An 8,301-nucleotide genomic window follows, 5' to 3' on the forward strand; every position below is an offset into this window, starting at 1 on the left:
TGTTCACGCCGTCGCCAGATTGTCTTCCAGCATTTTGGATTTTCCAGACGGCGGTTCAGCTTCATTCGCTGATGGTGCAGCGTCCGCAAGGACCTTGATCGGTTCGTAGAACGTATTTCGTTGCACCGGCGTGCGACCGACTTCGCGGATGGCTTTGAGCATTTCGGCTTTAGGCCGCATTCACGAGCGTCACCTTGGGTTTGATGCCCAGATCGGCGGCAATGGTTTTGACGATGGTGCCGAGGTTGCGCGCGGTGGGGTTGCCACTGCGGTTCAACATCCGGTGCAGGGTTTTTTCGCCCAGGCCGGTTTCGTGCGCGAGTTCCTTGAAGGTGATTCCGGCATGAACCAGATCGCGCAGACGGGAAAGCGCTTCCGCCGTCTCACCCTCCAGCAGCATATCAATCGCTCCAGCGTAAATCGCCCGCGCGAACTTGCGGTCGCGCTTGATACGTGCGATGACAGTTTCTTTGTATGCCCGTGTCAGTGCCATTTCAGTTCTTCGTTTGTTTGTAGTGTTTCCAGCGCGCAATCGCGGCGGCAATGTCAACGCCCTGCCGTCGTTTGCTTCCGCCGCCCAACAGAATCACGACCGTCCCGCCTTCGCGGCCATAATACACGCGATAGCTCGGCCCGAAATCCATGCGCAATTCAAACACGCCCTCGCCCAGCGATTTGGCAGCGCCGAAGTTGTCTGTCTCAATCCGACGGAGGTATCGGTCAATGCGATCCGCGGTCGCGGCATCCAGCTCGTCGAACCACTCGGCAAAAGGCGAGCGGCCCTTGACTATGTATTCCCGAATCTCGAAAGCCGCAGCCATATAGTTGCATTTATGTTACCATTGTCAAGCGGCGGGCCTGAAGGGCGGTCACGCCGTCGCCAGATTGTCTTCCAGCATTTTGGATTTTCCAGACGGCGGTTCAGCTTCATTCGCTGATGGTGCAGCGTCCGCAAGGACCTTGATCGGTTCGTAGAACGTATTTCGTTGCACCGGCGTGCGCCGAGTTTCGCGGATGGCTTTGATCATTTCGGCTTCCGTCTGCAACTGAGGCGAGGTCGCGCCGGCCATGTGGAAGATGTGTTCCTCAATGATCGTCCCGTGCAGGTCGTCCGCGCCGTAGCTCAACGCCACCTGCGCCAGCTTCAGGCCCAGGCCCACCCAGTAGGCGGTGATGTGATCGAAGTTGTCGAGGTAGATGCGGCTCACGGCGATGGTGCGCAACGAGTCAAAGCCGGTGGGCGGATTCCTGACGGGAATGTCGTTGTCCTCCGGCATATACGGCAGCGGCACGAAACCGACGAAGCCGCCGTAGTTCGGAGGTCCGCCCTTAGGCGGCTGTGGAGCGCGGGCTTCAGCCCGATTCACTGCCGATGAGTTGGGCGATTTTGGTGGTTCTTGGTTCTCGGGCGCGGAAGCGGCGTGAACGCCGCGCCCCGGATCGGCTGAAGCCGGAACTCCAAACCCGTTGGCGCGTGCCTCGTCCTGCAACGCGCGCAATTGCCGCAGATGATCCACGCGGTCGGCGAGCGATTCGACGTGACCGAACAACATCGTGCAGGTGCTGCGACCGCCGAGCTTGTGCCACGTGCGGTGAACGTCCAGGTATTCCTCGGCGGATTCCTTGCCCTTGGCGATGGCGCTGCGGACTTCCTTGCGAAAAATTTCCGCGCCGCCGCCGGTGAGCGATTCGAGTCCGGCGTCCTTCAATTCGCGCAACGTCTGTTCCACAGTTTTCTTCGCGAGCCATGCGAGATGCAGGATTTCAATTGCGGTGAAGCATTTGAGTTGAAGTTTTTGTTTGGGTGGAGCGGGCAACTTGCCCGCATCGGTCGGCACCCTGCCTACCGAACTGTCCTGCGCATTCGCCATCCGGCTGTCCGGCAAGTTGCCGGACAAAACGGGCTGGCAGCCCGGTCCACCAGGATCAGTGAGCAACACTTCTTCGTTCAACGCGCGCAGCGCTTTCAGCATGTCCACGTAGTAACTGAACGGCAGCGAGGGATGCAGTCCGCCAACGATGTGCAACTCCGTGATGCCAAGCTTCAACGCCTCGCGCGCCTTCTCGACCATCTGCGGGATCGTCAACTCGAAACCGTCCTTGTCGCGTTTCTTGCGCGCGAACGAGCAGAATTGACACGAAAGAATGCAATAATTCGAGTAGTTGAGGTAGCGATTGATGATGTAGCTGGCGCGATTACCCACCTTCTTCTGCCGCGCGAAATCGGCGATGGCACCGAGTGCGTTCAGATCCTTGGATTCAAACAGCCGCAGCGCGTCCGCTTCGGAAACGCGTTCGCCGGCAGCGACCTTGTCGTAGAGGTCGCGCAGCTCGCTTCGTTGGGTGAAAAAATTCATTTGGCTGCATCATCCCATGATAGCTGCGGCCGCACGCCCGTCGTCGTCACACTTTTGCCTTCTTCATCTTTACTTTCTTTGTCACGCGCTTATCAGAATTCTAATGTTCTCTTTCGCGATCACGTTCATCGCCCTGCCGAAAATAAATCAACCGAAGAACGACTTCAGCGCAACTTAAAACCTCCCTGAAAAACCACCTCAGCCGCGGTGACGATCAAAAACACCAGGCTGATGAGCGCGTTGAGCCGGAAGAACGCTGTGTTGATCCATTTCAAACTGCGGCGTGGCGCCAGCCAGTGTTCCAGCAGCAGGCTGCCCAGGATGATGATCAGTCCGACCAAGTATGCCACCCGAAACCTTGAAAGCAATCCGAAGACAGCGAGGAGACCGAACATGACCATGTGGGCGAGAAACGCGGCCGTGAGCGCATTTTCCGGGCCCCAACGCACGACCAATGAATGCAACCCCTGGGCGCGGTCGAATTCATAATCCTGCAACGCATAGATGATGTCGAAACCGACGAGCCAGAACACTACCGCCAGAGCGAGAATCACCGGAAGAAACGCGCTTTTTTTCAACGTGAGCCATCCTTCCTCGACCGGAAAGAAATCGAACCCACCTTTGACGGCGAGCCACGCACCGACCGGCGCCAGCGCCAGAGCAACGCCGAGAAAAACATGGGTAAAATCCGAAAATCGCTTGGTGAGTGAATAGAAACAAACGACGAACACGGCGACGGGGGAGAGGTAGAAGCAGATTCTGTTGATGAAATAACTGACGACAATCAGGCCCGCGCCGCTGAGCAGACACAGCACCGAAGCACCGAAGAGAGAAATCCTGCCGGCGGGCAGGTCACGATCCGCGGTGCGGGGATTCGCCTTGTCGAACCGACGGTCAACGATGCGGTTGAAACTCATGGCACAAGTGCGGGCGCACACCATCGCAGCCAGTATGAAACAGAACGTCCGTCCTCCCGGCCATCCCCGCTGGTCGCGCGCGGCGACGATCATCGACGCCAGCGCGAAGGGGAGCGCGAAGACCGTGTGGGAAAACTTTACGAAACCGGCCCATTTCCGGATGAAATCAAACATCACTCTTTTTCCTCGGCCCAGCGCGGCATGAGCTTCTGCGGCACACCCAGATGATCGAGCACCCGCGCCACGACCGTGTCCACAACTTCACCGATGGATCTGGGGTTCGTGTAGAAACAAGGGTTGGCCGGGAGGATCGTCGCCCCGGCGAGCAGGAGCAGTTCAAAATTCTTCACATGCACCAGACTCAACGGCGTTTCCCGTGGAACGAGGACGAGTTTTTTCCGTTCCTTCAACACCACGTCGGCCGCACGCAGCAGGACATCCTCGCTGTAGCCATGGGCGATGCGGCCCAAGGTGCCCATGGTGCAAGGGATGACCACCATCGCGTCGGGCGGATTCGAGCCGCTGGCGAACGGTGCGTTCATGCTCTTCAAATTGTGCGTTGTCATGCCGTCGCGCAGGCGCAACCCGCCGGGCAGTTCCCCTGCGATGACCTGCTGCGCGTAATTGCTCTGGACGACGTGGATTTCGTGCGCCGCGGAATCCAGATTGTCGAGCAAACGCTGGGCGTAGAGCGCTCCGCTGGCTCCGGTAATGGCGACGACGATTTTCAAGCGGCAAAAATTGTGGACTCAATATGGCCGTCCAAAATCCAATGAGCAAGCCCGCTTTCCCGCGATGCAAGGACACTGTCTCCTTCCTCGGCTTCAAATCAATCTTGCTTGAGTCAACCCCGGTCTTCCGCACAATGTGCGCGTGCCAAACGCCTGCCGATTCCCTGTCTCGCCGCGGTTACTCCGGGCGGGGGTATTCGTCGCCGGCCCCGCGTTCGCCACAACCGGCCTGGTGCCCGGCGCTGAAGGTTATGCAAACTCAACGGCCCTGAGATGAGCAACCCCGAACATATTCTCGTCACCGGCGGCGCGGGCTTCATCGGATCGCATCTGGTGGAGCGGCTCCTCGGCGACGGCAATTCCGTGACCGTGATTGATGATTGTTCGACCGGTTCGCTGGAGAACCTTCACCAGGTGCGTTCGGATCCCCGGTTGCGCGTCGTCCAAAGCAAGGTTTCTGAATGCAGCGCACTGGCGGCGATCGTATCCGAGTCCAGTTCGATTTTTCATCTGGCTGCGGCAGTGGGTGTCGAGCTCGTCGTGAATTCGCCCATCCGGACGATCCACACCAATTTGCGCGAGACCGAAGCGATTCTCGAGGCTGCGAGCCAGCGTAGCGTCCCCGTTTTATTGACCTCGACTTCCGAAGTTTACGGGAAAAGTCAAAAGTCCTCCTTTTCCGAAGACGACGACCTGCTCATCGGACCGCCCCATTTCGGTCGCTGGAGCTATGCATGCTCGAAATTGATGGACGAATTCCTCGCCATGGCCTATGCGCGCGAACGAAAGCTACCTGTGATCGTCGCGCGTCTGTTCAATACGGTCGGGCCGAGGCAAACAGGCCGGTATGGCATGGTGTTGCCTCGCTTCATCGCCGCGGCAAAGGCAGGCGAGCCATTGAAAGTTTACGGAGACGGGCGTCAATCCCGGTGCTTTTGCCACGTCGGGGACACGGTCGAGGCGCTTGTCCGCCTGCAAACCTGTAAAGCTGCCCGGAACGAAATTTTCAACGTGGGAAGCACGGAAGAGATCAGCATCCTGGAACTGGCGGAACTTGTGGTCCGGACATTGAACTCTCGCTCAAATCTGGAACATGTTCCTTACGACATTGCTTACGCGCCGGGATTTGACGACATGCCAAGGAGAAGGCCTGCGATTGACAAACTGAAGAATGCGACCGGCTTCGCGCCCCGCACGCGTTTGCGCGATATGATCGGACTTGCTGCGCGCACGTGACAAACAAAAAAGGCATCCTTGCGGATGCCTTTGTCAGATTCCAAAGTGCGATCAGTCGCCAATGCCAAGGATGTTGTCATCGTTGCCGGAGTTCTTAAACTGGTCGCGCAGACGAGACACCGTTTCCTGCTGAACGCTGCCATCGCCCAAAGCGGCGTTGCCGGACCCTTGATGCGTGTCCTTTGTGTAGCCCGCACCGACAGTCGCCGTGTGATTCGTTCCCATCCGGGCACAGATACCGCCCCCCGCCAAAGGCGTATTAACCTGGGTCGCGTTTCCGCCGGCATTGTTGGTCAGGTTTCTGTCGCCTGAGAGCACCATCTGCGGGAAGGTGTCCAGCGCGTCGTATCCAATGACATAACTCATTCCGTTGTTTTTGATCCCTGTATTGGCAGTCGGGTTGTAAATGTGAGTCCAATTCGTCCCGATTGTGCGGGCTTTTCCGTAATTGTCGCTGGGGCAGACAATCACTTTGGGCGTGCTCAACTCGTTGGACATGACCCACAGATGATAGTAGTTCGAGATCGCGTTCCCACCGGGGTTGCTGCGCGCTTCGGAAGATCCGCCTTGAGCGATCGAAATGCTCATCGGGAACTGGTCCCCGTTGTCGTTGGCGAAAATGCGGAAGGAGAGACCGACCTGTTTGAGATTGTTCGTGCAGGCGATCTTCTGCGCCTTGGCCTTCGCCTTCGCCAAAGCCGGCAGGAGCAAGCCCGCAAGGATGGCAATAATGGCGATTACGACCAGCAACTCGATGAGCGTGAACGCCCCGACTTTATTTTTGCTAAAAACTCGCTTCATAGTATTTCGGTTTTTTGTTGGGTTAACGGTTCGGACACTCTAATGAAACCGGCCGGAGTGTCAACGCAATTTCTGAGCAAATCCTAGCAACGCGGGTGCCATCCTGCATTTTCGGCGGAAAATCGCGAGGCCCGGCCCTTGCATTTCACCAGGACGGTAAATTTTCACGCAAAACGCGTGAAATTCACGCAGCAACCTTTAATTCGCCCCGTCGGCGACCGCCTTTGACCAATCCTGACAAACCTCTCCCCGAGTGGGCCGGGTTTATTTAGACTTGCTCCTGGCATAAACGCTGGCGTAATAAGCCCGCACAGTGTGTTGGGAGTGTTGTTCACTCCCACCTCGCACAGATTTTGTCGGGTTCCCTGCCCGCGTGGCGGAATTGGCAGACGCGCTAGATTCAGGTTCTAGTGAGTAACATCGTACAGGTTCAAGTCCTGTCGCGGGCACCATTTTTAGAGGTTACAGGCCGCCGTGAAACGGCCTGAGTTGGTATGCGACCCGCCCTAAATTCATGGATGTCGTGATTCGTCAGGTCAATGGAAGCGACGCTGGACCGTGGCAGGACCTGCTCAGGGCGTCGGTGGGCGATGATTATCCTGACAAGCAGGTGTATGAGCCGACGTGGGCCGCAGCCCAGCTTGATCTCGTTACGGGCCACGAAACGTGGGTCGCCGAGTCGGACGGCCGCCTGCAGGCCGGCATTTCATTCCTTCAACCCGCCTCTCAGACCAAGAACCCCGTCCTGAATCTGGGCCGGCAGTTGTTTCGCCCGGAGAGTTTCCATGACGGTTCGGCGGAAGCATTGCTGCGCCGCATCAACGAACTCGGCGCCGAACGCCGCCAGATGATCGTCGCGCGGGTTCTCGCGTCGGATCCTCAACAGCAGTTGTTGCATGAGAAAATCGGCTACGTCTGCGCCGGATTCCAACCGTTCAAACACCTGTTCCGTCTGCGGCAGGGAGCACTGCTCTACGTCTGGTTTGCGAAGCCGGACATGGTCCCGCGCCTGCCAATTTCAGAGTCTCTTTCCCAGGTCAGCGAGCTGGCATCGGCGGTGCTCGACAACTTGAAGATTCCGAACCCTCTGTCGGTTCGAGATGGAGTCACGGGTTACCCTCTGCATGCCGAGTTACAGCTCCACGAAGCCAGTTACAACGACTTTGCCCTTTGGAGGCTGCACGCGCAGTCCTCCAGTCCGCCGACCGAGATTTCAAGCGGCTACAATCTCGGCCTCGGGCTGCTCCGCACATCGGGCGACGCGCAGGTCCGCGCCGTCCTTGGCAAACGACACAACAACGTCGTGGCGGGACTCGCCTATCTTGCCGACGACCGCGACCGCTGTGTGCGCCTGGTGGATTGCTTCAGCACGGATGATTTATCGATGGGGACGCTCTTCAGCCACGCGGTCAAGATCGCCCAGGAACAACTGAACGCGGTTTATGTGGAGGCAGACATCCTGATGACCGCACCGCGCCTTTTGAAAACCGCGGAACAACTCGGTTTCGTGCCTGTCGGGTATCTCCCCGCGTTTTACTTCAACGCAGACGGCCATACAGACGTGGTGAAGGTCGTCAAACTGAACCTCGCCTACTCGCTCGAAAGCGCCGAGTTTACTCCGCACGCCAGGGCGATTGTCCGGATCGTGGACCAGAATTTTCAGGATCAGAAAATAGGCGTGGCAATCATCAATCTGCTTCGCGGGCTGCCGATTTTCGAGGGCTTGGGCGATGGCGAGCTTCGCAAGATCGCGCGCCTGTTCAGCCAGAAACTGTACCGGCCCGGCGAGAAAATCTTCAGCAAGGGCGATTCAGGCAACGAGGCTTACGTCGTCATGCGCGGCCAGGTGGAAATCCACCTCGAAGAAAAATCCTCCCCCATCGCCAACGTCGGGAACGGCCAGATATTCGGCGAACTCGCCTTCCTCGACAACTCGCCGCGCGTGGCGTACGCCGTCGCCAATCAGGCGAGCATTCTTCTCGTCATCCAGCGCACAGCGTTCAGCGAACTGGTACAGCGCGAGCCGCACCTGGGAATGATGGTCATGCGCAACATTGCTTCGGAGCTGTCCACGCGATTGCGTCGGACCAATGTCGCCGCGTCCGCTGTGAAAAAATAGCCGGCCGGCCCCTACCAGCGAACGGGCACTGACAGTTTGTTTCCGAACCGGTTTTTGTAAAACAACTGTTTGTGGGCGGCGCCGTACTCGTGGACCAGCCGTGTGATCTTCACGTCGTAGCAGCAATACTCGGCGATTTC

9 protein-coding genes and 1 tRNA gene are annotated in these 8,301 nt (G+C 58.0%); 3 read left to right on the forward strand and 7 right to left on the reverse strand.

The features are described from left to right. Positions 1–3: 3 nt before the first annotated feature. The 6 genes from VN887_12845 to VN887_12870 all read right to left on the reverse strand — a co-directional run bounded on the left by VN887_12845 (position 4) and on the right by VN887_12870 (position 4,005). On the reverse strand, positions 4–162 hold the full coding sequence (locus tag VN887_12845) for a hypothetical protein (protein ID HXT40894.1): 159 nt from the start codon (positions 160–162) through the stop codon (positions 4–6). A gap of 7 nt (positions 163–169) precedes the next feature. Continuing rightward, complete coding sequence (locus VN887_12850; protein HXT40895.1) at positions 170–493, reverse strand: transcriptional regulator; 324 nt, start codon at positions 491–493, stop codon at positions 170–172. Position 494: 1 nt separating this feature from the next. Then, positions 495–821: a type II toxin-antitoxin system RelE/ParE family toxin gene (locus VN887_12855; protein HXT40896.1), complete on the reverse strand. Its 327-nt coding sequence runs from the start codon at positions 819–821 to the stop codon at positions 495–497. A gap of 48 nt (positions 822–869) precedes the next feature. After that, a complete protein-coding gene (locus VN887_12860; GenBank protein HXT40897.1) occupies positions 870–2,357 on the reverse strand; it encodes a radical SAM protein in 1,488 nt (495 codons plus the stop codon). A 164-nt stretch (positions 2,358–2,521) separates the two neighbouring features. After that, positions 2,522–3,448, reverse strand: coding sequence for a UbiA-like polyprenyltransferase (locus VN887_12865; GenBank protein ID HXT40898.1), 927 nt, complete (start codon positions 3,446–3,448; stop codon positions 2,522–2,524). Beyond that, positions 3,448–4,005 carry a UbiX family flavin prenyltransferase gene (locus tag VN887_12870; GenBank protein HXT40899.1) on the reverse strand — a complete coding sequence of 186 codons (558 nt, stop codon included), beginning with the start codon at positions 4,003–4,005 and terminating at the stop codon, positions 3,448–3,450. The genes VN887_12865 and VN887_12870 overlap by 1 nt, the downstream gene beginning before the upstream one ends. Positions 4,006–4,278: 273 nt before the next feature. On the opposite strand from VN887_12870, the gene VN887_12875 reads away from it, so the two are divergent. Beyond that, positions 4,279–5,241 carry a GDP-mannose 4,6-dehydratase gene (locus tag VN887_12875; GenBank protein HXT40900.1) on the forward strand — a complete coding sequence of 321 codons (963 nt, stop codon included), beginning with the start codon at positions 4,279–4,281 and terminating at the stop codon, positions 5,239–5,241. Between the two features lie 51 nt (positions 5,242–5,292). On the opposite strand, the gene VN887_12880 is transcribed toward VN887_12875, so the two are convergent. Further along, the gene (locus tag VN887_12880) at positions 5,293–6,042 is read right to left on the reverse strand and encodes a prepilin-type N-terminal cleavage/methylation domain-containing protein (protein HXT40901.1); all 750 of its coding nucleotides are present in this window, start codon (positions 6,040–6,042) and stop codon (positions 5,293–5,295) included. Positions 6,043–6,409: 367 nt separating this feature from the next. Between VN887_12880 and VN887_12885 the strand changes: the two genes are divergently transcribed. Next, positions 6,410–6,494: transfer RNA gene (locus VN887_12885), tRNA-Leu, on the forward strand. A 62-nt stretch (positions 6,495–6,556) separates the two neighbouring features. After that, entirely contained in the window at positions 6,557–8,161 is a 1,605-nt protein-coding gene (locus VN887_12890; protein ID HXT40902.1) for a cyclic nucleotide-binding domain-containing protein, read from the forward strand. Positions 8,162–8,301: the final 140 nt, after the last annotated feature.

Origin of the sequence: Candidatus Angelobacter sp. (assembly GCA_035607015.1) — a bacterium.
Lineage (GTDB): Bacteria > Verrucomicrobiota > Verrucomicrobiia > Limisphaerales > AV2 > AV2.

What these genes read in the sequence shown, in the direction of transcription:
- VN887_12845 (HXT40894.1), bottom strand. Translation starts at nt 162, where the DNA reads ATGCTCAAAGCCATCCGCGAAGTCGGTCGCACGCCGGTGCAACGAAAT.
- VN887_12850 (HXT40895.1), bottom strand. Translation starts at nt 493, where the DNA reads ATGGCACTGACACGGGCATACAAAGAAACTGTCATCGCACGTATCAAG.
- VN887_12855 (HXT40896.1), bottom strand. Translation starts at nt 821, where the DNA reads ATGGCTGCGGCTTTCGAGATTCGGGAATACATAGTCAAGGGCCGCTCG.
- VN887_12860 (HXT40897.1), bottom strand. Translation starts at nt 2,357, where the DNA reads ATGAATTTTTTCACCCAACGAAGCGAGCTGCGCGACCTCTACGACAAG.
- VN887_12865 (HXT40898.1), bottom strand. Translation starts at nt 3,448, where the DNA reads ATGTTTGATTTCATCCGGAAATGGGCCGGTTTCGTAAAGTTTTCCCAC.
- VN887_12875 (HXT40900.1), top strand. Translation starts at nt 4,279, where the DNA reads ATGAGCAACCCCGAACATATTCTCGTCACCGGCGGCGCGGGCTTCATC.
- VN887_12880 (HXT40901.1), bottom strand. Translation starts at nt 6,042, where the DNA reads ATGAAGCGAGTTTTTAGCAAAAATAAAGTCGGGGCGTTCACGCTCATC.
- VN887_12890 (HXT40902.1), top strand. Translation starts at nt 6,557, where the DNA reads ATGGATGTCGTGATTCGTCAGGTCAATGGAAGCGACGCTGGACCGTGG.